Genomic DNA, 21532 nt, shown 5'->3' with positions numbered 1-21532 from the left:
TCCCGGCTTTCACCGGAACACGGCCCGCCCTGGAGGCTCCAGAAGGCAGATCAGCCCTCGTCGTCTTCCTCATTCTGCTCGGAGTTCACCTGGTCCATGACCCGTCCCTCGCCCGGAGCGAGGGTCGAGAGAATGCGGTCCAGATCCTCTATCGAGGCGAACTCGACGACGATCTTTCCCTTCTTCTGCCCCAGGTCGACCTTCACGCGGGTCTCGAAGCGATCGGAGAGCCGGGTCGCCAGACCCGTCAGTGCCGGGGAGACGCGCGCCCCTGCCCTCGGCCCCTTCGCCTTCGTCGTGGCAGTGGGCTCCGAGCCCATAAGCGTCACGATCTCTTCGACCGCACGGACCGAGAGCCCTTCGGCCACGATCCGGTACGCCAGCTTGTCCTGGGTCTCGGGGTCCTCCACGGAGAGCAGAGCACGGGCGTGACCGGCCGAGAGGACACCGGCCGCGACGCGTCGCTGGACCGGAGGCGACAGCCGCAGCAGTCGCAGCGTGTTGGAGACCTGCGGCCGCGAGCGCCCGATGCGGTCGGCCAGCTGGTCGTGGGTGCAGTTGAAGTCCTTGAGCAGCTGGTCGTAGGCGGCGGCCTCTTCCAGCGGGTTCAGCTGCGCCCGGTGAAGGTTCTCCAGGAGGGCATCCAGGAGAAGCTTCTCGTCCTCCGTGGCACGAACGATCGCGGGGATGCGCTCCAGGCCGGCCTCACGGCAGGCCCTCCAGCGACGCTCGCCCATGATGAGCTCGTAGCGCTCTGCACCCAGCTGCCGCACGACGACCGGCTGGAGCAGACCCACCTCCTTGATGGAGGTGACCAGCTCCGCCAGAGCATCCTCGTCGAAGACCTCACGCGGCTGCTTCGGGTTGGGCGTGATGAAGTCCAGCGGCAGCTCGGCGAAGTGCGCCCCGGCGGGGGACTCCGGCTCCTCGACCGCCACGGCCTCGATCACGGGAACGACCGAGTCCGGAGACTGCGGGCTCTGAGGAAGGGTCGCCACCTTCGCGGCAGCCACCCCTCGCTCCGAGGACAGGGCCGGAACGGCTCCGGGGGAGGCAGCGCCCGCCCCCACACCGACGACCGGCGCCTGCCGCTCCTGGGGAGCAGCAGGGATCAGCGCACCGAGCCCACGCCCCAACCCCCTACGTCGCTCACTCACTGGATCCCCTCCGACATGCTTGGCTGGCTGTTCTGGTGGCCCACGTGGACGTGCTGAGGGTCGTACTGGATACCGACACCCCGCAGCGCGATCTCACGGGCCGCCTCGAGATACGACAGCGAACCACTCGAGCCCGGGTCGTAGGTGAGGACGGTCTGGCCGTAGCTCGGCGCCTCCGAGATGCGCACGGATCGCGGGATGCTGGTCCGCAGCACCTCCTCGCCGAAGTGGGTGCGCACCTCGTCGGCGACCTGCGAGGCGAGCCTCGTCCGGCCGTCGTACATGGTGAGCAGGATCGTCGAGACATGAAGCGTGGGGTTGAGGTGCCCACGCACCAGGTCGACATTCCGCAGGAGCTGGCCCAGGCCCTCCAGCGCGTAGTACTCGCACTGGATCGGGATCAGCACCTCGGCCCCCGCCACCATGGCGTTGACCGTCAGCAGGCCGAGCGAGGGCGGGCAGTCGATCAGGATGTAGTCCAGCGGCTGCTCGTACGCCTGGATCGCTCGCTGCAGTCGACTCTCCCGCGCCACCAGCGACACCAGCTCGATCTCCGCACCGGCGAGATCGATGGTGGCGGGAGCGCAGAAGAGACCTTCGACATCCTGAACGGGCTGCACCACGTCGGAGAGCGGCTTGCTCTCCACCAGGACGTCATAGATCGAGGGAACTTCGGCATGGTGGTCGATCCCCAGGGCCGTGGAGGCGTTGCCCTGCGGGTCGAGGTCGATGACCAGGACGCGCGCGCCGTGCAGCGCCAGGGAGGCGGCAAGGTTGACCGTCGTGGTCGTCTTGCCGACACCGCCCTTCTGGTTGGCAACCACCATCACGCGCGTCTGTGCAGGCCGGGGAAGACCCTCGCCGGCACGCCCCAGTGCCTCTACTGCCAGTTGGGCAGCACGACCAATGGGGGTGTCGTCCATCGGGGGCGGTGTTTCACGTGAAACATCCTCCCCCGCCGATTCGGTTCGGGGACCGGGGACCGGATCGGTCATCGGTCCCGCGATGTTGGCGTCGGACCGCAAGGATTCACTCTCCTCGGCTTCAGGCTCGCGATGAACAGAGCCTGCCATGCTTTCGGGGTCGTGAACCAGCGAGGCCCGTGGTTCTGTGGAGGATTCCACCTCTGTGGACAATCCCGTCCCTCTCGCGAGTGGCTTCGCGAGAGGTTTGCGGTCCCGGGGCGTGGCAGCCGCGCGGCCGCGGCTGATGATCCCCTGCAGCAGTGAGCGACGTTTCACGTGAAACACGATGCACTCGCCGCCCACGCAGGACCGCTCGACACTCCGAAATACGTACGTATGGCAGCTTGTACGGCTCAGTCGAGTCGCGTTGACGACTCAGTCACGCCGCATTGACGGCTCAGCGGCGACGACGCGTCCGGCTGGGACGGGCGGCCTTGGCTCGCTTTGCGGCGAACCTCACACCGCCCGGGCTCTCGCCGACCTCCACTCGTACGACGGTCGACAGGGGATCCACGATGCCCTCGCCGACCTGGACCACGGAGGTCCCCACGACACCGAGCTTGGAGAGCGCGGCGCGGGCGCCGGCGATCTCCTCCTCGGCCGTGTCGCCCTTGAGCGCCAGCATCTCGCCGTACGGACGCAGCAGCGGGACTCCCCAGCCGGCCAGCCGGTCCAGCGGCGCCACGGCGCGCGCGGTCACGACATGCACGGGCGGGAGCTTGCCGAGCATCTCCTCGGCGCGGCCGCGCACCACGGTGACATGGTCCAGGCCCAGCAGCTCCACGACCTCCTGGAGGAAGTTCGTACGGCGGAGCAACGGCTCCAGGAGCGTGATCTTCAGGTCCGGCCGTACGAGGGCCAGGGGGATACCGGGCAGCCCGGCGCCCGAGCCGACGTCGCACACGGTGACGCCCTCGGGCACCACCTCGGAGAGCACCGCACAGTTCAGCAGGTGCCTCTCCCACAGCCGGGGAACCTCACGCGGGCCGATCAGCCCGCGCTTGACGCCCGCGTCCGCGAGGAGCTCCGCGTACCGGACGGCCTCCGGGAAGAACTCACCGAATACCGTCCGCGCCTGTTCGGGCGCAGGGGGGAGCTCCGCTGCCTCCGTCACGGGAACCGTCCTTCCGCACCGCACACATAGGTGCGAGCGCACTGTGGTGGCTGACTATCAGGCTGACAAGATCGGCCCCGCCTGCGAGCAGACGGGGCCGACTCTGCGAGAGGGGTCAGGCAGGGAGTACGACGACGAAGCGCTGCGGCTCCTCGCCCTCGGACTCACTGCGCAGACCGGCCGCGGCGACCGCGTCGTGCACGACCTTGCGCTCGAACGGCGTCATCGGGTCCAGCTTGACCGGCTCACCGGTCGACTTCACCTCGGACGCGGCCTTGGCACCGATCTCGGCGAGCTCCGCGCGCTTCTTGGCGCGGAACCCGGCGATGTCGAGCATCAGCCGGCTGCGGTCACCGGTCTCCCGGTGCACGGCCAGGCGGGTCAGCTCCTGGAGCGCCTCCAGCACCTCGCCGTCCCGCCCCACGAGCTTCTGCAGGTCGCGGCTGCTCGAGTCGCTGACGATCGAGACCGCCGCACGGTCCGCCTCGACGTCCATGTCGATGTCGCCGTCGAGGTCGGCGATGTCGAGCAGACCCTCGAGGTAGTCGGCCGCGATCTCACCCTCCTGCTCCAGGCGGGTGAGGGTGTCGCCACCCTCGGCGGCGGCGGAGATGGTGCCTTCCGTCACGGATGGACTCCTTCTACTTCTTGGACGACGGGTGCTTCGGGCGCTGCTGGCCCTTGCGCTGACCGGACTTGGCCTGACGGTTGCCGCCGGAGTTGGCCCGGCTCGGACGCGTGGGCTTGTCGCCCTGCTCCGAGTCCTTGGCCTCGCTCTTGGCCTCGTCCTGCGGCTTCTTCTCCAGCGAGGTGGTGGGCTTCTCGCCGGACGTGTCGGAACCCTCGGCGTCCTCGGGCTTCGCCGTGGAGTGCTGGGCCGCGGCCTGTCGCTTCGCCTTGGTCTGGCGCTTGGGCTGCTGACGCCTGGCGGCGGCACCACCCTCGACCTCGGCGGCGACGGTGTCGCTCTTGATCACGGTGCCGTCGGCCTGGGGGGCGAAGCCCGCCTTGGCCAGGCCCGAGAAGAAGCGGCGCTCGTTCTCGTTGCGATCGGCGCCCTTGGCGACGATGGCCTTGACGATGTTCTTCCGACGGCGACCGCGGACCTCACCGTGCGACCCGACGCTCTTCAGCAGGCGCTGGAGGTAGGCGTCCTGGGCCTTGCTGCCCGGGGTGGGGTTCTGGCTGATCACGTACATCTGCTGGCCCATGGTCCACACGTTGGTGGTCAGCCAGTAGACGAGGACACCGACGGGGAAGTTGATGCCCATGACGGCGAAGATCACCGGGAAGATGTACATGAGCATCTTCTGCTGCTGCATGTACGGCGTCTTCACCGAGAGGTCGACGTTCTTCATCATCAGCTGGCGCTGCGTGTAGAACTGCGAGGCCGACATCATGATGATCATGACCGCGGTGACGATGCGGACCGAGGTCAGCGAGGCGTCGAGAGCGGCGACCTCGGCGGCGCTGTCGGTGAAGGTGGCGGCCAGCGGGGCGCCGAAGATGTGCGCCTGGCGGGCACTCTCGAGCAGCGGCTGATCGATGACGCCGATCGTCTTGCCCTCGGCGATGTGGGACAGCACCGAGTAGAGGGCGAAGAAGAACGGCGACTGCGCCAGGATGGGAAGGCACGAGGAGAGCGGGTTGGTGCCCGTCTCCTTGTACAGCTTCATCATCTCTTCGGACTGACGCTGCTTGTCGCTCTTGTAGCGCTCCTGGATCGCCTTCATCTTCGGCTGGAGCGCCTGCATGTTCCGCGTCGACTTGATCTGCTTCACGAAGAGCGGGATCAGACAGATACGGATCAGCACCACGAGGGACACGATCGACAGGCCCCAGGCCCAGCCCGTGTCAGGGCCGAAGATCTCCCCGTACAGCTTGTGGAACTGGACGATCACCCATGAGACAGGTGTGGTGATGAAGCTGAAAAAATTGGCAATCGTGTCCACTAATCAGGCTCCTTGAGCATTGGGCGAGGTCTCTGCGGCCGGGCTCGTCTCGGCGGTGGACCCGCCCTTGTCGCCACGCAACGTGTTCCGCAGCAGTTCATGCCAGCGAGGACGCTTGCGCGGAGGCACGTGGTCCACGCCGCCGGGCGACCACGGATTGCACCGCAGGATGCGCCAGGCGGTCAGGGCTGTGCCCTTGATCGCGCCATGCCGGTCGATGGCCGTGAATCCATAGTGGGAACACGACGGGTAGTACCGGCAGACGGGCCCGAGGAGCGGGCTGATCGTCCACTGGTACAGCTTGATGAGAGCCAGCAGCGGGTACTTCATCGCGTGCCCCCTCCCAGGAGCCGCTGAAGAGCGGTGTCCAGGTCTCGGGCCAGCTGTGCGTGATCGGCGTCGCCGGCTCCGGGCAACGCCCGTACGACCACCAGGCTACCGGGGGGCAGCTCGGACAGTCGTTCGCGGACGAGATGGCGCAGGCGTCGCTTTACCTGGTTGCGTACGACGGCGCCGCCCACGGCCTTGCTCACGACGAAACCCGCACGTGCCGGGGAAGCGCTCTCCCCAGGCGCGTGCGGGTTCGTTGCACCGCTGTTCAGGTGGACGACGAGGAGCGGGCGACCGGCCCGGCGCCCTCGGCGTACCGCGGTTGCGAAGTCCTCGCGCCGCCTCAGCCGATTCTCGGTAGGCAGCACGTCATGACCTGTTTAAGCGGATCAGGCGGACAGGCTCGAGCGACCCTTGGAACGGCGGTTCGCCAGGATGGCGCGACCGGCGCGCGTACGCATCCGCAGGCGGAAGCCGTGGGTCTTGGCGCGGCGACGGTTGTTCGGCTGGAAGGTGCGCTTGCTCACTCGGGGGCTCCAGAAATGATTCGTAGATGGCGGGACATCGCCTGGCTGTCACCGTGCGCCCACGAGTAGCTCGCAATACGCCCGAGTGCACCGCTTCACGATCACAGACCGTGATCTTTGCCCATCGGAGGCAGGCGGCAGCAGCCATCGACAACTCGACCTGGTTACGGTACGCGCGGCTACGCCATCCGGTCAAACCGACCGATCACCGGGGTCCATTGTGCACAGGCTGTGGACAACAACTTGAACGAGGTCAGCCGCCGCGACTACCGTGGCTGGACTCCTCAATCTTTTTCCGTTCTGTCCTTACCTGTCCTAGACGGAACTTCGACCCACCGTCCCGAGAACCACACATTCGTGGGACCTGCGAGAAAGCGTGCCCTGTGGCTGACGTACCTGCCGATCTTGCCGCAGTGTGGCCACGCGTGCTCGAGCAGCTCCTCGCGGAAGGCCAGCAGGGCATCGAGCCCAAGGACAAGCAGTGGATCGAGCGCTGCCAGCCTCTCGCACTGGTGGCCGACACCGCACTGCTCGCCGTCCCCAACGAATGGGGCAAGCGAGTTCTCGAGGGACGCCTGGCTCCGCTGATCAGCGAGACCCTGAGCCGCGAGTGCGGCCGACCGATCCGGATCGCGATCACCGTCGACGACTCGGTCGGCGAGCCGACCCCCCTCGCCCCTCCGGTCCAGCAGCAGCCGCCGCGCTACGACGAGCGGCCGCCGGCGGAGTCCTACGACAAGTACGACGGCTATGGCGGCCACCGCCCCATGCCGGACGACGGCCTGCCCACGGCGCGCCCCGCCTACCCGGACTACCAGCAGCAGCGCCCCGACCCGGGCTCCTGGCCGCGCACCCAGGACGACCTGTCCTGGCAGCAGCCGCGGCTCGGCTCGTTCCAGGAGCGCGATCCGTACGCGGGCCCGCGTACGCAGCAGCCCCAGCAGCCGCGGTACGACGAGCGGCCGTCCGCCTACGACCAGCCGCAGCGGCCGGAGCGGGCCGAGCTGCCCGACGCTCCGCGCTCGGGCGGCGGCCCCGGTCTCCGACCGGGCGGACCGGTACCGGGTCCCGTGGGTGGCGGCGCCGCCTCCTCCACCGGACAGGCTTCCGCGGCCGGCGCCCCGGGCGAGCAGCATGCACGGCTGAACCCCCGATACCTCTTCGACACCTTCGTCATCGGTTCCTCGAACCGGTTCGCCCACGCCGCCGCGGTCGCGGTGGCCGAGGCGCCGGCGAAGGCGTACAACCCGCTCTTCATCTACGGCGAGTCGGGTCTCGGCAAGACCCATCTGCTGCACGCGATCGGGCACTACGCGCGCAGCCTCTACCCGGGCACGCGCGTGCGGTACGTGAGCTCCGAGGAGTTCACCAACGAGTTCATCAACTCGATCCGCGACGGCAAGGGCGACACCTTCCGCAAGCGCTATCGCGACGTGGACATCCTGCTGGTCGACGACATCCAGTTCCTCGCGAGCAAGGAGTCGACGCAGGAGGAGTTCTTCCACACCTTCAACACGCTCCACAACGCGAACAAGCAGATCGTGCTCTCCTCCGACCGGCCGCCCAGGCAGCTGGTGACCCTGGAGGACCGGCTCCGCAACCGCTTCGAGTGGGGCCTCACCACCGACGTGCAGCCGCCGGAGCTGGAGACGCGGATCGCGATCCTCCGCAAGAAGGCGGTGCAGGAGCAGCTCAACGCCCCGCCGGAGGTGCTGGAGTTCATCGCCTCCCGGATCTCGCGGAACATCCGTGAGCTGGAGGGCGCGCTGATCCGCGTCACCGCCTTCGCCAGCCTCAACCGCCAGCCGGTGGACCTGGGTCTGACCGAGATCGTCCTCAAGGACCTGATCCCGGGCGGCGAGGACTCGGCGCCGGAGATCACGGCGCCGGCCATCATGGCGGCCACGGCCGACTACTTCGGACTCACGGTGGAGGACCTCTGCGGGTCCTCGCGCAGCCGGGTCCTGGTGACGGCCCGCCAGATCGCCATGTATCTGTGCCGGGAGCTGACGGATCTGTCGCTGCCTAAGATCGGCGCGCAGTTCGGTGGACGCGACCATACGACGGTGATGCACGCGGACCGGAAGATCCGCGCGCTGATGGCCGAGCGGCGCTCGATCTACAACCAGGTCACCGAGCTGACCAACCGCATCAAGAACGGCTGAGGCGGCGGCTCAGGCGGCTCACGGGCACGGCTGAGAGCCGCTCCGCACCCCTTGAAGGGCGCTCCGGGACACCTCCCGGGGCGCCCTTCGCCGTTTCCCGCACGGTTGTGCACGGCCGTGCTGTTCGAATCCGTGGAGCGGGTGGCACGTTCTCCACAGATTGGGGGATGATCTTCCGTCCACAGGGTGGGGACTGCCGAGTTATCCGGATCCCATCCACAGGCCCGCCGGCTGAGGGGTCATCACTCCAGGTCAGATGGGTGTGGATTTGTTGGCAACCTTGATCCACAGGTTGTGGACGAATCTTTCGTCCACAGGGCGTCCTCTCGGTTGTCCACCGGCGACCCACAGGCTGCCGTCGGTTGCCCACAGCTTCTCCACACCGCTGTCCACTGTTCGGCAACAAAACACCCGGCATCACCGCGTCGAGTGAAAGCGGTCACACCAAGGGAGACGATTGGGCTGTGGGGAACGTGGGTAAAGCTGGGGACAGTACTGGGGAGAACTCCAGGTTGCCTGTGTACCGGGTGTGCAGAACTTTCGGGTGTCCACAGAAGACCCCGGTTGTCCACCGGGTCCACCCACAGGGGCAGTGGACAAAAAACCGGCGTTGACCTGCGCATACGACGTTATCCACGGTTTCCACAGGCCCTACTACTACTCCCACATAGAGTTAGCCCGGAATCCGCTTCGAAGTGGGACCTGTGCACAACTCGGCGCCGGAGCCTCGTCGGCCTCTTGTCGCGACTTGACCCCGAGCCGCACCGAGTGTCGGCGGCGTACGTCAGACTGGTTCCCGCAGTCGACGAAGAGCCAGCAACAGCAGGAGGCGGTTCCGGTGAAGATCCGGGTGGAGCGCGATGTACTCGCGGAGGCGGTGGCCTGGGTGGCCCGCAGCCTCCCGGCCCGTCCGCCGGCGCCCGTACTCGCGGGCCTTCTGCTGAAGGCCGAGGACGGCGCGCTGAGCTTCTCGAGCTTCGACTACGAGGTCTCGGCCCGTGTCTCCGTCGAGGCGGAGGTCGAGGAGGACGGCACCGTCCTGGTCTCCGGCCGCCTGCTCGCCGACATCTGCCGCGCCCTGCCGAACCGCCCGGTGGAGATTTCCACAGACGGTGTACGGGCGACCGTGGTCTGCGGCTCCTCCCGCTTCACCCTCCACACCCTGCCTGTGGAGGAGTACCCGGCGCTGCCGGAGATGCCCACCGCGACCGGCACCGTGCCCGGTGAGGTCTTCGCCTCCGCCGCCGCCCAGGTCGCCATCGCCGCGGGCCGTGACGACACGCTGCCCGTCCTCACCGGTGTGCGCATCGAGATCGAGGGCGACACGGTCACCCTGGCCTCCACCGACCGCTACCGCTTCGCGGTCCGCGAGTTCCTGTGGAAGCCGGAGTCCCCGGACGCCTCCGCCGTCGCCCTGGTGCCCGCGAAGACGCTCCTGGACACCGCCAAGGCGCTGACGAGCGGTGACACGGTCACCCTGGCGCTCTCCGGCTCCGGCAAGGGCGAGGGCCTGATCGGCTTCGAGGGCGCCGGCCGCCGCACCACCACCCGGCTGCTCGAGGGCGACCTGCCGAAGTACCGGACGCTCTTCCCCACCGAGTTCAACTCGGTCGCGGTGATCGAGACCGCTCCGTTCGTCGAGGCCGTCAAGCGTGTGGCCCTGGTGGCCGAGCGCAACACCCCGGTCCGCCTCAGCTTCGAGCAGGGCGTGCTGATCCTGGAGGCGGGCTCCAGCGACGACGCACAGGCTGTGGAGCGTGTGGACGCGCAGCTGGAGGGCGACGACATCTCGATCGCCTTCAACCCGACCTTCCTGCTGGACGGCCTGAGCGCGATCGACTCCCCGGTCGCCCAGCTCTCCTTCACGACGTCCACCAAGCCGGCGCTTCTGAGCGGCAAGCCGGCGGTCGACGCCGAGGCGGACGAGGCGTACAAGTACCTGATCATGCCGGTTCGCCTGAGCGGCTGACAGCTCATTGGTGGGCGTCGACTGAGCGGCTGACCCCACAGGTGTGCACCCGGGTCCGGGCGTAGGCTCGGACCCGGGTAAACCGCACACGACGCTTAAGGAATCTCTGATGGAGCTCGGTCTCGTCGGTCTCGGCAAGATGGGCGGCAACATGCGTGAGCGCATCCGCCGCGCAGGCCACACCGTCATCGGATACGACCGCAACCCGGACCTCGCCGATGTCCACAGCCTGGAAGAGCTTGTGGGCAAGCTCAAGGGTCCGCGCGTCGTGTGGGTCATGGTCCCGGCGGGTGCCGCGACCCAGTCCACCATCGACGAGCTGGCGGAGCTGCTCGCTCCCGGCGACATCGTCGTGGACGGCGGCAACTCCCGCTGGACCGACGACGAGAAGCACGCCGAGGAGCTCGCGGCCAAGGGCATCGGCTTCGTCGACTGCGGCGTCTCCGGCGGTGTCTGGGGCCTGGAGAACGGCTACGCGCTGATGTACGGCGGCGACGCCGAGCACGTGGCGCGGGTCCAGCCGATCTTCGACGCGCTCAAGCCCGAGGGCGAGTTCGGCTCGGTCCACGCGGGCAAGGTCGGTGCCGGCCACTTCGCGAAGATGGTCCACAACGGCATCGAGTACGCGATGATGCAGGCGTACGCCGAGGGCTGGGAACTCCTGGAGAAGGTCGACTCCGTCACCGACGTGCGCGAGGTCTTCCGCTCCTGGCAGGAGGGCACGGTCATCCGTTCCTGGCTGCTGGACCTGGCGGTCAACGCGCTGGACGAGGACGAGCACCTGGACCAGCTCCGCGGTTACGCACAGGACTCCGGCGAGGGCCGCTGGACGGTGGAGGCCGCGATCGACAACGCGGTGCCGCTGCCCGCGATCACCGCCTCGCTGTTCGCGCGGTTCGCGTCCCGTCAGGACGACTCCCCGCAGATGAAGATGATCGCCGCGCTGCGCAACCAGTTCGGCGGCCACGCGGTCGAGTCCAAGAAGTAATCCACAGGCTGTGCACCCCTCGGTGCACAGCAGCCGGGGGAAGGTCGGCGCACACCATGCATGTCACGCATCTGTCGCTGGCCGACTTCCGCTCCTACGCCCGGGTCGAGGTCCCGCTCGATCCGGGCGTCACCGCTTTCGTGGGCGCCAACGGCCAGGGCAAGACCAATCTGGTCGAGGCCGTCGGCTATCTCGCGACCCTCGGCAGCCACCGCGTCGCCTCGGACGCCCCGCTCGTACGTATGGGAGCGGACCGGGCGATCATCCGCGCCGCGGTCACCCAGGGCGAGCGCTCCCAGCTGGTCGAGCTCGAGCTCAACCCGGGCCGGGCCAATCGTGCCCGTATCAACAGGTCCTCGCAGGTCAGGCCGCGTGACGTCCTGGGGATCGTACGGACCGTGCTGTTCGCTCCGGAGGATCTGGCCCTGGTCAAGGGCGATCCCGGGGAGCGCCGGCGCTTCCTCGACGAGCTGATCACGGCGCGCGCGCCGCGCATGGCGGGTGTGCGCTCCGACTACGACCGGGTGCTCAAGCAGCGCAACACCCTGCTGAAGTCCGCGGCGATGGCCAGGCGGCACGGCGGCCGTGGCATGGACCTGTCGACGCTGGACGTGTGGGACCAGCATCTGGCGCGGGCGGGCGCCGAGCTGCTGGCGCAGCGGCTGGATCTGATCGCCGTACTGCAGCCGCTGGCCGACAAGGCGTACGAGCAGCTGGCGCCGGGTGGCGGACCGATTCTGCTGGAGTACCGACCGTCCGCGCCGGGCCCCGGGCACAGCCGTGAGGAGCTGTACGAGCAGCTGATCGCCGCGCTCGCGGAGGTGCGCAAGCAGGAGATCGAGCGCGGCGTGACGCTGGTCGGGCCGCACCGGGACGAGCTGCTGCTCAAGCTCGGCGATCTGCCGGCGAAGGGATACGCGAGCCACGGGGAGTCCTGGTCGTACGCGCTGGCGCTGCGGCTGGCCTCGTACGACCTGCTGCGGGCGGAGGGGAACGAGCCGGTGCTCGTCCTCGACGACGTCTTCGCGGAGCTGGACGCGCGGCGCCGGGAGCGGCTCGCGGAGCTGGTGGCTCCGGGCGAGCAGGTGCTCGTGACGGCGGCGGTGGACGACGACGTCCCGGGGGTGCTCGCGGGGGTCCGGTACGCGGTCGCGGGGGGTTCGGTGGAGAGGCTGTGAGGTCGTGAGCGAGAACGAGAGCCCCCAGGCGCAGATCCCGCAGGCCGGGGTCTCCCAGGCCCCCAAGGCGGCCGAGCCGTCGGGTGTGGATCTCGCGCGGGTCGCGCTGCGCGCGGCCAAGGAGCAGGCGAAGGCGCGGGGCGCGGCGGCGCAGCAGAAGAAGCAGGCCCGGCGCGGCGGCGGGCTGCGCTCGGGCGCCCATGCCGACGGACGCGACCCGGTCGGGCTCGGCGCCGCGATCAACCGGCTCATCACCGAGCGCGGCTGGGAGACGCCGGCGGCGGTGGGCGGGGTCATGGGGCGCTGGCCGCAGATCGTGGGCGAGGACCTGGCGAACCACTGCGTACCGCTGAAGTACGACGAGGCGCCGGAGGAGCGGGTGCTCACCGTGCAGTGCGACTCCACGGCGTGGGCGACGCAGCTTCGGCTGCTGGCGCCGAGGCTGGTGGCGCGGCTGAACGAGGATCTGGGGCACGGGACGGTGCGGGTGATCAAGGTCCTGGGGCCGGGTGGTCCGCGGAAGGGGTACGGGCCGTTGCGGGCGCCGGGGTCTGTCGGGCCTGGGGACACGTACGGCTAGAGCGCCGGGCGGGGCGGGGTCAAGCGAAGGCGCCGGTCTTGTGCGTTGTGCCCACCCGTTCCGCCCTGCGGAACGTATGCCCACAACGGGGTGGGTGGGTGGGGAGCGATCGCCCGCAGCGGTTGCGGCCGCGGTGCCCACGCCCCGCTACGACTCGAAGCGCTGGGTGGCCGTCAGAGCCCTTCGGAGCCCCTCCCTGGATATGGGGAGTCGTCTCGCTCCCGCCCAGGGCGGCACATGCGGACTCAGGTACCGGCAAACCCCCATTCGTGTCGGCGCTACCGGTAGACTGGTAGACAATCCCGCCACCCCGCGGAACAAGTCGAACGACGCAGCCGCTCCCGTATGCCCGGAGAACGGCCTGTGCTGTGCCAGAAAGGGCGCTTCGTGGCCGATTCCGGCAACCCCAACGAGAACACTCCGTCCGCCAACGCTGCGTCGTACGACGCCAGCGCGATCACCGTCCTCGAGGGTCTGGACGCGGTCCGCAAGCGACCCGGCATGTACATCGGGTCGACCGGCGAGCGCGGACTGCACCACATGGTGCAGGAGGTCGTCGACAACTCCGTCGACGAGGCCCTGGCCGGCCACGCGGACACCATCGACGTGACGATCCTGGCCGACGGCGGTGTCCGCGTCGTCGACAACGGCCGCGGCATCCCCGTCGGCATCGTCCCCTCCGAGGGCAAGCCGGCCGTCGAGGTCGTGCTGACGGTCCTCCACGCGGGCGGCAAGTTCGGCGGCGGCGGCTACGCCGTCTCCGGCGGTCTGCACGGCGTCGGCGTCTCCGTCGTCAACGCCCTCTCCACCAAGGTCTCGGTGGAGATCAAGACCGACGGCCACCGCTGGACGCAGGACTACAAGATGGGCGTCCCGACCGCGCCCCTCGCGAAGCACGAGGAGACCGACGAGACCGGCACCTCGGTCACGTTCTGGTCCGACCCGGACATCTTCGAGACGACCGAGTACTCCTTCGAGACGCTCTCGCGCCGCTTCCAGGAGATGGCCTTCCTCAACAAGGGCCTCACCATCGCCCTCACCGACGAGCGCGAGTCCGCGAAGGCGACCGTCGGCGCCGACGACCCGGACGCCGAGGCGGCCGCCGAGCCCACCGCGCGCACGGTGAAGTACCACTACGAGGGCGGCATCGTCGACTTCGTGAAGTACCTCAACTCGCGCAAGGGCGAGCTGATCCACCCGACCGTCATCGACGTCGAGGCCGAGGACAAGGAGCGCACGCTCTCGGTCGAGATCGCGATGCAGTGGAACTCGCAGTACAGCGAGGGTGTGTACTCCTTCGCGAACACGATCCACACGCATGAGGGCGGTACGCACGAGGAGGGCTTCCGGGCCGCGCTGACGGGCCTGGTGAACCGCTACGCGCGGGACAAGAAGCTGCTGCGCGAGAAGGACGACAACCTCACGGGTGAGGACATCCGCGAGGGTCTGACGGCGATCATCTCGGTCAAGCTGGGCGAGCCGCAGTTCGAGGGCCAGACGAAGACGAAGCTGGGCAACACGGAGGCCAAGACCTTCGTCCAGAAGATCGTCCACGAGCACCTCAACGACTGGTTCGACCGCAACCCGGTCGAGGCCGCGGACATCATCCGCAAGTCGATCCAGGCGGCCACCGCGCGCGTGGCGGCCCGCAAGGCGCGCGACCTGACCCGCCGCAAGGGCCTGCTGGAGTCGGCGTCCCTCCCGGGCAAACTGAGCGACTGCCAGTCGAACGACCCCACCAAGTGCGAGATCTTCATCGTCGAGGGTGACTCGGCCGGTGGCTCGGCCAAGTCCGGCCGTAACCCGATGTACCAGGCCATTCTGCCGATTCGCGGCAAGATCCTGAACGTCGAGAAGGCGCGGATCGACAAGATCCTGCAGAACACCGAGGTCCAGGCGCTGATCTCGGCCTTCGGCACCGGAGTCCACGAGGACTTCGACATCGAGAAGCTCCGCTATCACAAGATCATTCTGATGGCGGACGCCGACGTCGACGGCCAGCACATCAACACCCTGCTGCTGACCTTCCTCTTCCGCTTCATGCGTCCGCTGGTCGAGGCCGGTCACGTCTACCTCTCCCGTCCGCCGCTCTACAAGATCAAGTGGGGCCGGGACGACTTCGAGTACGCGTACTCGGACCGTGAGCGCGACGCGCTGGTCGAGCTGGGCAAGCGGAACGGCAAGCGGATCAAGGAAGACTCGATCCAGCGCTTCAAGGGTCTGGGCGAGATGAACGCCGAGGAGCTGCGCGTCACCACGATGGACGTGGACCACCGTGTCCTCGGCCAGGTGACCCTGGACGACGCGGCCCAGGCGGACGACCTGTTCTCGGTGCTGATGGGCGAGGACGTCGAAGCCCGGCGTTCGTTCATCCAGCGCAACGCCAAGGACGTTCGCTTCCTCGACATCTGAGTCGGTCTCAGCTGACCGTACGAAAGGACTGACGACCAGCAATGGCCGACGAGAACCCCCCTGTGACCACCGAAGAAGAAGAGCCGGTGCTGCGGATCGAGCCCGTCGGGCTCGAGACCGAGATGCAGCGCTCGTACCTCGACTACGCGATGTCCGTCATCGTGTCGCGCGCGCTGCCCGACGTGCGGGACGGCCTCAAGCCGGTCCACCGGCGTGTGCTGTACGCGATGTACGACGGCGGCTACCGGCCCGAGAAGGGCTTCTACAAGTGCGCCCGCGTCGTCGGCGACGTCATGGGTACGTACCACCCGCACGGCGACTCCTCCATCTACGACGCGCTCGTCCGCCTCGCCCAGCCCTGGTCGATGCGGCTGCCGCTGGTGGACTCCAACGGCAACTTCGGTTCCCCGGGCAACGACCCGGCCGCCGCCATGCGGTACACCGAGTGCAAGATGATGCCGCTGGCCATGGAGATGCTCCGGGACATCGACGAGGAGACCGTCGACTTCCAGGACAACTACGACGGCCGTAACCAGGAGCCGACGGTCCTGCCGGCGCGCTTCCCGAACCTGCTGGTCAACGGCTCGGCCGGTATCGCGGTCGGTATGGCGACCAACATCCCGCCGCACAACCTGCGCGAGGTCGCGGCCGGTGCCCAGTGGGCGCTGGAGCACCCGGAGGCCACGCACGAGGAGCTGCTCGACGCGCTCATCGAGCGCATCAAGGGCCCTGACTTCCCGACCGGCGCGCTGGTCGTGGGCCGCAAGGGCATCGAGGAGGCGTACCGCACCGGTCGCGGCTCCATCACGATGCGCGCGGTCGTCGAGGTCGAGGAGATCCAGAACCGCCAGTGCCTGGTGGTCACGGAGCTTCCGTACCAGACCAACCCGGACAACCTCGCGCAGAAGATCGCCGACCTGGTGAAGGACGGCAAGATCGGCGGCATCGCCGACGTCCGCGACGAGACCTCGTCCCGCACCGGCCAGCGGCTCGTCATCGTGCTCAAGCGCGACGCCGTCGCCAAGGTCGTGCTGAACAACCTGTACAAGCACACCGACCTGCAGACGAACTTCGGCGCCAACATGCTGGCGCTCGTCGACGGTGTGCCGCGCACGCTCTCCCTGGACGCGTTCATCCGCCACTGGGTGACGCACCAGATCGAGGTCATCGTGCGCCGGACCCGCTTCCGGCTGCGCAAGGCCGAGGAGCGCGCCCACATCCTGCGCGGTCTGCTCAAGGCACTGGACGCGATCGACGAGGTCATCGCCCTCATCCGGCGCAGTGACACGGTCGAGGTCGCGCGCGAGGGCCTGATGGGCCTGCTGCAGATCGACGAGATCCAGGCCAACGCCATCCTCGAGATGCAGCTGCGCCGGCTCGCCGCCCTGGAGCGCCAGAAGATCGTCGCCGAGCACGACGAGCTCCAGGCGAAGATCAACGAGTACAACGCGATCCTCGCCTCCGAGGAGCGTCAGCGCCAGATCGTCAGCGAGGAGCTGGCGCTGCTCGTCGAGAAGTTCGGCGACGACCGCCGCTCCAAGCTGGTGCCCTTCGACGGTGACATGTCCATCGAGGACCTGATCGCCGAGGAGGACATCGTCGTCACCATCACGCGTGGCGGCTATGTGAAGCGGACGAAGACCGAGGACTACCGCTCGCAGAAGCGCGGCGGCAAGGGCGTCCGTGGCACGAAGCTGAAGCAGGACGACATCGTCGACCACTTCTTCGTCTCCACGACCCACCACTGGCTGCTCTTCTTCACCAACAAGGGCCGGGTCTACCGGGCCAAGGCGTACGAGCTTCCGGACGCCGGCCGGGACGCGCGCGGTCAGCACGTCGCCAACCTGCTGGCCTTCCAGCCGGACGAGCAGATCGCCGAGATCCTCGCGATCCGCGACTACGAGGCCGCGCCGTACCTGGTGCTCGCCACCAAGGCCGGTCTGGTGAAGAAGACCGCGCTGAAGGACTACGACTCGCCGCGTTCCGGTGGTGTCATCGCGATCAACCTCCGTGAGGCGGAGGACGGCAGCGACGACGAGCTGATCGGCGCCGAGCTGGTCTCGGCGGAGGACGATCTGCTGCTCATCAGCAAGAAGGCGCAGTCGATTCGCTTCACCGCGACGGACGACGCGCTGCGTCCGATGGGACGCGCCACGTCGGGCGTCAAGGGGATGAGTTTCCGCGGGGGCGACGAGCTGCTCTCGATGAATGTCGTCCGGCCGGGTACGTTCGTCTTCACCGCCACCGACGGTGGGTACGCGAAGCGGACCAACGTCGACGAGTACCGCGTCCAGGGTCGCGGTGGCCTCGGTATCAAGGCCGCCAAGATCGTGGAGGACCGAGGCTCGCTCGTGGGCGCGCTGGTGGTCGAGGAGACGGACGAGATCCTCGCCATCACGCTGTCCGGCGGTGTGATTCGTACGCGAGTCAACGAAGTCAGGGAGACCGGCCGTGACACCATGGGCGTCCAGCTGATCAACCTGGGCAAGCGCGATGCCGTCGTCGGCATCGCACGGAACGCCGAGGCGGGCAGCGAGGCCGAAGAGGTCGAAGCCGCCGCCGACGGCGATGGCGTCGAGGCCGCGACCGCGGTCGAGGCAGCCGAGGGCACCCAGCCCTCGGCCGGGGAGCACGAGGAGTAGAGCGTGAGTGGAGCCACGGGCGCCGGTTCGGCGGCTGCCGGAGCTTCTGCTGGTGCCGGAGCGAACGGTGCCCGTGGTTCCGCCACGGACTCCCAGGGGGTTGCGGTGACGGACACCCGAGGGCAGGGGCCCTCGTACGAGACGTACAACGGGCCGCGGCCCGGCGAACGCGCGGGAGCGCAGCAGCCGAGCGGGCCCTACCACCCGCCGCAGGCGTACGGTGCTCAGGCGCCGGCCGCCGGCGCGGGCGGTCAGAACACCGGCGCGGTGCGCCGTCCGCGTACCGGGGCCCGCACCACGCCCCGTACGCGCAAGGCGCGGCTGCGGGTGGCCAAGGCCGACCCGTGGTCGGTGATGAAGGTGAGCTTCCTGCTCTCCATCGCGCTGGGCATCTGCACGATCGTGGCCGCTTCGGTGCTGTGGATGGTCATGGACGCCATGGGCGTCTTCTCGACCGTCGGCGGCACGATCAGCGAGGCGACGGGCTCGAACGAGTCCAACGGCTTCGATCTGCAGTCGTTCCTCTCGCTGCCGCGGGTGCTCATGTTCACTTCCGTGATCGCCGTGATCGACGTGGTCCTGATGACCGCGCTGGCGACGCTGGGTGCGTTCATCTACAACCTGTCCGCCGGTTTCGTGGGCGGCGTGGAGCTGACGCTGGCCGAGGACGAATGAGCTGCGTGGGGGCCTGAAGCCGTGCTCATCAGGGGCTCCGCCCCGGGCGATTTTGGGACTGGCCCCCACGTGCGCTAATCTTCAGGAGTCAGCGCGCGGGACACACACCGCAGAGCGCGGCGGGGCTATAGCTCAGTTGGTTAGAGCGCATCCCTGATAAGGATGAGGCCACAGGTTCAAATCCTGTTAGCCCCACAGCATGAAGACCCCCGACCGGTCACGGTTGGGGGTCTTCGGTTTCCATGGCCACTGGTCGCCGGAGGGAGCCGGGACGGCGACGGTTCACCCGTTCGGGCCGATTGCTTTTCGCGCCACAGGCCCTGCCTAGGTCACCGATCGGTATCGGTCGGTGTGTAGAGTGGGCGTCAGAAGTCTCCTACGTCAACGAAAGACGAGGTCGCGCGGTGAAGAAGCTTCTCCTGGTCGCACTGGCCGCCATCGGCGGGCTCCTCGTGTACCGCCAGATCCAGGCGGATCGCGCCGAGCAGGATCTGTGGACGGAGGCGACCGACTCCGTGCCCGCAGGTTCGGGTGTCTGAGTCGCAGAATGTCTGAGTGTGAGGCCCCGGCCGCTTTCGAGCGGCCGGGGCTTCGCGCTGTTTCAGGACCGTGACGCCGCCCCTCTTGAGTTCGCCTACGCAAATCACTAGGTTGCGAGAGCAAAGCTGAGTGATCGCGGTCAAGGGGGAAGCGGCATGAGAGTGCGACGTACAGCGGCCGGCTGGGTGGTGGGGGCGTTGCTCGCCCTCCTGCTCGCGCCGGCACCGGGAGCGGCCGCGGCCGAGAGGGAGGCGCCCGGGAGCGGCAGCCTCGTGATGGTGCTCGACTCGTCCGGTTCCATGGGCGACGACGACGGCTCGGGACGTACGAGGATGGAGGCGGCCCGCACCGCCGTCGGCACCGTCGTCGACGGCCTGCCCGACGGGCATCCCACCGGACTGCGGGTCTACGGCGCCGACCGGCCCCAGGGCTGCACGGACACCCGGCTCGTCCGGCCCGTCGCACCGCTGGACCGGGCCGGGCTCAAGGCCGCCGTCGCGGAGCTGAAGCCCACCGGGGACACCCCCATCGGCCTCTCCCTCCAGAAGGCCGCCCAGGACCTCCCCGAGCCCTCCGGCGGAACGATCGCGACGCGCACCATCCTGCTGATCTCCGACGGCGAGGACACCTGCGGCACCCCCAAGCCCTGCGAAGTCGCCGCACAGCTCGCCAAGGCCGGCGTCGGCCTGCGGATCGACACCGTCGGCTTCCAGGTGAAGGGCGCGGCGCGCACGCAGCTGGAGTGCATCGCCGAGGCGGGCAACGGCCGTTACTACGACGCGCCCGACGCCGATGCGCTCGCCCGCCAGCTCCAGCGCGCCTCGCGGCTCTCGGCGGACGGCTACCGGCTGCGCGGCAAGCAGATCGCGGGCACCCCGACGAGCGACCGGGCGCCCGGACTCGTACCGGGGCAGTACCTGGACACCATCGGGCCCGGAGAGAAGCGGTACTACGCCGTCGACCTGGACGACGTCTCCACGGTGGACTTCTCGGCGACGGCCGTGCCGCAGCCCGGAGCGGCCGTGGACACCGTCGACAAGCTGAGCACCGGCCTCGTCTACGCCCACGCCGGCGGCGAGGGCACCTGCGCGACCAACAGCGAGATCTTCCACCAGAACGAGGGAGCCGTCCCGCTCACCTCGGCCGTCTCCCGCATCCCGACCGAGAAGCGGTACTCGACCTGCGACAAGGCGGGCCGCTACCGGTTCGTCGTCGAGCGCTCCAGCAAGCCCGCGTCCGACGCGGCCCGCTGGCCGCTGGAGCTGGTCCTCGGCGTCGAGAAGCCGCTGCGCGCCGGAGTCACCCCGGCGCAGTCGCAGCCGGAGTACGGATCCGGCGGCAAGGAGGCCGTCCTGCCCACCGGCGATCCGAAGGACGTCCGCGGCGGGACCGGCTTCAACGACGCCCGGGAGCTCGGGCGGGGCGTGTGGCGCGACCGGCTCCTGCCCTCGCAGACCCTCTGGTACAAGGTGCCGGTCGGCTGGGGACAGCAGCTGCGCTACGACGTCGAGTTCGCCAACGAACCGACCGTCGACGGCTCTTCGTCGGTGATGTCGTACGGCGGCACGCAGGTCTACACCCCCGCCCGCCACCCCGTCGGCGGCGGAACCGGCGAGTTCGGCTCGCAGACCACGTACAACGGCCGTCCCACCGCGCTGAGCATGGGCACGGTGCCGATCGCCTGGACCAACCGGTACGAGAGCAACCCCAACGTCGTCCCGGTGCACACCACCGGCGGCTTCTACATCGCCGTCACGCTGGGCGCCGAGACGGCCGAGATCGCCCGGAACCCGCAGATCGCCATGGTCCTGCGGATCGCGGTCATCGGCGAGAAGCTGACCGGGCCGGAGCACGGTGCGGCGCCGATGGCCGGAAAGACCGACAAGCAGGGCGAATCGTCCGCACACGCAGACAGCGGAGGGACGGGCGGGGCAGGATGGACCGTCACCGGGGCCGCCGGGGCGGGCGGCGGCGCCGTGCTGATCGCGGCGGCGGTGTTCGTTGTGAAGCGGGTACGGGGCGGGACGGCTACGGACACGAGGAGAGGCGCGTGAACAGGCGCGTGAAGAGGCAGCGCGGGAGGATGCGGGCGGCCGGGTCCCTGGTCGCCGCGGCGGGTGCGGCGGCGGTGTTCGCGGCCGCGGTGCTGCCGGGCGCGGCATGGGCGGCCGGCGAGGAACCGTACGCCTTCGACGGTGGCGCCACGCAGGTCGAGGGCGCCGCGTCCAGCCTGGACGCCCAGCAGTTGAAGGCCGGTCAGAGCTACCGCGACAGCATCAAGAAGGACGGCAAGCTCTACTACCGGGTCGATCTGGACGCGAAGCAGAACGCGTACGTG

18 protein-coding genes, 1 tRNA gene and 1 pseudogene are annotated in these 21532 nt (G+C 68.8%); 12 read left to right on the top strand and 8 right to left on the bottom strand.

The genetic code is table 11. The features are described from left to right. Positions 1–50 precede the first annotated feature (50 nt). From ACFVZW_RS09755 to rpmH, 8 genes are all read right to left on the bottom strand, one after another. Positions 51–1157 carry a ParB/RepB/Spo0J family partition protein gene (locus ACFVZW_RS09755; protein WP_384519199.1) on the bottom strand — a complete coding sequence of 369 codons (1107 nt, stop codon included), beginning with the start codon at positions 1155–1157 and terminating at the stop codon, positions 51–53. Then, positions 1154–2230 carry a ParA family protein gene (locus tag ACFVZW_RS09750; RefSeq protein WP_384519197.1) on the bottom strand — a complete coding sequence of 359 codons (1077 nt, stop codon included), beginning with the start codon at positions 2228–2230 and terminating at the stop codon, positions 1154–1156. Before ACFVZW_RS09750 ends, ACFVZW_RS09755 begins: the two co-directional genes overlap by 4 nt. 289 nt (positions 2231–2519) lie before the next feature. Next, positions 2520–3236 (bottom strand): 16S rRNA (guanine(527)-N(7))-methyltransferase RsmG, encoded by a 717-nt coding sequence (rsmG, locus tag ACFVZW_RS09745; RefSeq protein ID WP_384519195.1) that lies wholly within the window; start codon positions 3234–3236, stop codon positions 2520–2522. A gap of 115 nt (positions 3237–3351) precedes the next feature. After that, a complete protein-coding gene (locus tag ACFVZW_RS09740) occupies positions 3352–3864 on the bottom strand; it encodes a protein jag (protein WP_376439044.1) in 513 nt (170 codons plus the stop codon). Positions 3865–3877: 13 nt separating this feature from the next. Further along, on the bottom strand, positions 3878–5188 hold the full coding sequence (gene yidC, locus ACFVZW_RS09735; protein ID WP_384519193.1) for a membrane protein insertase YidC: 1311 nt from the start codon (positions 5186–5188) through the stop codon (positions 3878–3880). Positions 5189–5191: 3 nt separating this feature from the next. Next, entirely contained in the window at positions 5192–5518 is a 327-nt protein-coding gene (gene yidD / locus ACFVZW_RS09730; RefSeq protein ID WP_384519191.1) for a membrane protein insertion efficiency factor YidD, read from the bottom strand. Then, positions 5515–5886, bottom strand: a complete 372-nt coding sequence (gene rnpA, locus ACFVZW_RS09725; protein ID WP_376439037.1) for a ribonuclease P protein component — start codon at positions 5884–5886, stop codon at positions 5515–5517. Before rnpA ends, yidD begins: the two co-directional genes overlap by 4 nt. 21 nt (positions 5887–5907) lie before the next feature. After that, positions 5908–6045 (bottom strand): 50S ribosomal protein L34, encoded by a 138-nt coding sequence (gene rpmH / locus ACFVZW_RS09720; protein ID WP_060891143.1) that lies wholly within the window; start codon positions 6043–6045, stop codon positions 5908–5910. Positions 6046–6428: 383 nt separating this feature from the next. On the opposite strand from rpmH, the gene dnaA reads away from it, so the two are divergent. The 12 genes and pseudogenes from dnaA to ACFVZW_RS09660 all read left to right on the top strand — a co-directional run. Beyond that, positions 6429–8210, top strand: a complete 1782-nt coding sequence (dnaA, locus tag ACFVZW_RS09715; RefSeq protein WP_384519189.1) for a chromosomal replication initiator protein DnaA — start codon at positions 6429–6431, stop codon at positions 8208–8210. An 838-nt stretch (positions 8211–9048) separates the two neighbouring features. Beyond that, a complete protein-coding gene (dnaN, locus tag ACFVZW_RS09710) occupies positions 9049–10179 on the top strand; it encodes a DNA polymerase III subunit beta (RefSeq protein ID WP_030205035.1) in 1131 nt (376 codons plus the stop codon). A gap of 109 nt (positions 10180–10288) precedes the next feature. Beyond that, entirely contained in the window at positions 10289–11167 is an 879-nt protein-coding gene (gene gnd, locus ACFVZW_RS09705; RefSeq protein ID WP_362359528.1) for a phosphogluconate dehydrogenase (NAD(+)-dependent, decarboxylating), read from the top strand. Positions 11168–11223: 56 nt separating this feature from the next. Next, on the top strand, positions 11224–12345 hold the full coding sequence (gene recF, locus ACFVZW_RS09700) for a DNA replication/repair protein RecF (protein WP_384519186.1): 1122 nt from the start codon (positions 11224–11226) through the stop codon (positions 12343–12345). Positions 12346–12379: 34 nt separating this feature from the next. Next, positions 12380–12925 (top strand): DUF721 domain-containing protein, encoded by a 546-nt coding sequence (locus ACFVZW_RS09695; protein ID WP_384519302.1) that lies wholly within the window; start codon positions 12380–12382, stop codon positions 12923–12925. Positions 12926–13288: 363 nt separating this feature from the next. Beyond that, positions 13289–15337, top strand: coding sequence for a DNA topoisomerase (ATP-hydrolyzing) subunit B (gene gyrB / locus ACFVZW_RS09690; protein WP_384519184.1), 2049 nt, complete (start codon positions 13289–13291; stop codon positions 15335–15337). Positions 15338–15378: 41 nt separating this feature from the next. Then, a complete protein-coding gene (gene gyrA / locus ACFVZW_RS09685; RefSeq protein WP_384519182.1) occupies positions 15379–17979 on the top strand; it encodes a DNA gyrase subunit A in 2601 nt (866 codons plus the stop codon). Between the two features lie 105 nt (positions 17980–18084). Further along, positions 18085–18654 (top strand): DUF3566 domain-containing protein, encoded by a 570-nt coding sequence (locus ACFVZW_RS09680; RefSeq protein WP_384519180.1) that lies wholly within the window; start codon positions 18085–18087, stop codon positions 18652–18654. A gap of 121 nt (positions 18655–18775) precedes the next feature. Further along, positions 18776–18849, top strand: a tRNA-Ile gene (locus tag ACFVZW_RS09675). Between the two features lie 209 nt (positions 18850–19058). Next, the gene (locus ACFVZW_RS09670; RefSeq protein ID WP_003958712.1) at positions 19059–19193 is read left to right on the top strand and encodes a DLW-39 family protein; all 135 of its coding nucleotides are present in this window, start codon (positions 19059–19061) and stop codon (positions 19191–19193) included. A gap of 156 nt (positions 19194–19349) precedes the next feature. Further along, on the top strand, positions 19350–21248 hold the full coding sequence (locus tag ACFVZW_RS09665) for a VWA domain-containing protein (protein WP_384519178.1): 1899 nt from the start codon (positions 19350–19352) through the stop codon (positions 21246–21248). Continuing rightward, positions 21245–21532: pseudogene (locus ACFVZW_RS09660) on the top strand (hypothetical protein); the annotation flags it as partial. The gene ACFVZW_RS09665 and the pseudogene ACFVZW_RS09660, both read left to right, overlap by 4 nt.

Origin of the sequence: Streptomyces sp. NPDC059567 (genome assembly GCF_042735655.1) — a bacterium.
Classification (GTDB): domain Bacteria; phylum Actinomycetota; class Actinomycetes; order Streptomycetales; family Streptomycetaceae; genus Streptomyces.
Note: the sequence above shows the minus strand (reverse complement) of the source record. Positions and strands in the feature narration are given on the sequence as shown.

Bases quoted from the DNA above. Each gene is read 5' to 3' on its own strand.
- yidD (WP_384519191.1), bottom strand. From the start codon at position 5,518: ATGAAGTACCCGCTGCTGGCTCTCATCAAGCTGTACCAGTGGACGATC.
- ACFVZW_RS09665 (WP_384519178.1), top strand. From the start codon at position 19,350: ATGAGAGTGCGACGTACAGCGGCCGGCTGGGTGGTGGGGGCGTTGCTC.
- gnd (WP_362359528.1), top strand. From the start codon at position 10,289: ATGGAGCTCGGTCTCGTCGGTCTCGGCAAGATGGGCGGCAACATGCGT.
- gyrA (WP_384519182.1), top strand. From the start codon at position 15,379: ATGGCCGACGAGAACCCCCCTGTGACCACCGAAGAAGAAGAGCCGGTG.
- recF (WP_384519186.1), top strand. From the start codon at position 11,224: ATGCATGTCACGCATCTGTCGCTGGCCGACTTCCGCTCCTACGCCCGG.
- ACFVZW_RS09750 (WP_384519197.1), bottom strand. From the start codon at position 2,230: ATGGCAGGCTCTGTTCATCGCGAGCCTGAAGCCGAGGAGAGTGAATCC.